Origin of the sequence: Gordonia desulfuricans NBRC 100010 (assembly GCF_001485495.1) — a bacterium.
In the GTDB taxonomy this organism is placed as follows: domain Bacteria; phylum Actinomycetota; class Actinomycetes; order Mycobacteriales; family Mycobacteriaceae; genus Gordonia; species Gordonia desulfuricans.
In genome coordinates, this window is sequence record NZ_BCNF01000025.1 from 1 (window position 1) to 1,508 (window position 1,508).

A 1,508-nucleotide genomic window follows, 5' to 3' on the forward strand; every position below is an offset into this window, starting at 1 on the left:
AAGGACCCGAGTCGAAATCTCCGCAGCCAACAATGTCCCCAACAACCCCACAGCTGAACCCGAAACCCCAGGGTGAACAGCTTTCACAACTTATCCACAAATAGTGTTCTACTTGCGAATTCGCGCGCTCATCGCCTATACGTTCGCTACAATGGAACACATGCAGGGGGAGCTGGACACCGTGATCGACACACTCACCAACTGTCGTTTCGACGACGATCAGACCGGGCAAATCGTCTTCGCGGACATGCAGAAACTGGTCACCATACGCAACCTCGTCGACTCACTCACCGCCGCCGGCGCCGGGAGTCTCGACCGGCTGGGGGTCGCACAGAATCACGGGCACAAACCGATCGCGTTGCTGATCGAGATGGGGTACGCGCCCGCCGTCGCCGCACGCATGCAGCGGATCGGCACCTCGGCGGTCGTGGACCGCACACTGAAACACGCCGCCGACGGTGCGATCTCGGGTGAACACGTCGATGCGATCGTGCGCGGACTCAACCAGATCGGGTTACGTGCCGGGGAGGCACCGGATGCCGAGACCTGGGCCGAGTTCGAAGGCGATCTGTTGGCGCAGGTGTTGTCGGGTGCCAAACCTGCTGAGGTGATGGCACGAGCACATCAGCTCGGGGACCATCACGCTGACGACACCGAGGGCGGACGACCCGCGAAAGAAGACCGCAACCTGAACGCTCTCGATATCGGGCGGACAGATGATGGGCGGGTCGCCGTCTCCGGGAGTCTGGATGTTGTTGTCGGGGAAAAGTTGGCGACGGCCATCGAGAAACTGTCGGCGCCGGTGCCCCAGCCGGATGGTTCGAAAGACCCCCGCGAAGCGCCCCGACGTCGCGCGGATGCGTTGGAGATGGTTTTGGACATGGCCGCTGGTGCGGGGGAACGGCCGGTAACCGCGCCACCTGCGGCGTTGATCAATCTGTCGGTTCCTGCGGATGCGCCGGGCAAGTCGGAGTTGATGTTTGGTGGGTCGATCACCCACAGCACCCTGCTGGAAACCAGCTGCGACGGTGTGGTGGTCATGACCATCGTCGACGGCGAACGCGTCCCGTTGGACATGGGCCGGTCGAAACGGTTGTTCACCGCTTCGCAGCGGCGAGCCCTGTTCGAGCGGGATCGGTGTTGCATCAAGTGCGGTGCCCCGGCATCGCGCACGCAGGCCCATCACATCGCGCATTGGTCGGATGGTGGTGCCACCGACCTGGCGAACGGCTGTCTACTGTGTGCGTCGTGTCATGCCGACGTGCATCACAACGGATGGGACGTCTACATGGGCCCCGATGCGCATCCGTGGCTGATCCCACCGGAGGTGGTGGATCGGCGTCGTCGTCCGATTCCGGCGTATAACCGGCGGTTTGCCGACGAACTGCCGAATGCTGCCTGACCTTTTGTAGAAGCTTGTGTTCTTTGAGAACTTCATAGAGATTCGGGTTGGGTGTCGGGACCTCCGTTGGTTGCGTTGGCGAGCTCGGCCGGCGGAGGTTTCGACA

General features: G+C 62.3%; 1 protein-coding gene. It reads left to right on the plus strand.

What is annotated here, in order from left to right; all coding sequences use genetic code 11:
* Positions 1 to 160: 160 nt before the first annotated feature.
* Positions 161 to 1,402 carry an HNH endonuclease gene (locus GD1_RS04310; protein ID WP_238403532.1) on the plus strand — a complete coding sequence of 414 codons (1,242 nt, stop codon included), beginning with the start codon at positions 161 to 163 and terminating at the stop codon, positions 1,400 to 1,402.
* The last annotated feature ends 106 nt before the right edge of the window (positions 1,403 to 1,508 follow it).

What these genes read in the sequence shown, in the direction of transcription:
- GD1_RS04310 (WP_238403532.1), top strand. Translation starts at nt 161, where the DNA reads ATGCAGGGGGAGCTGGACACCGTGATCGACACACTCACCAACTGTCGT.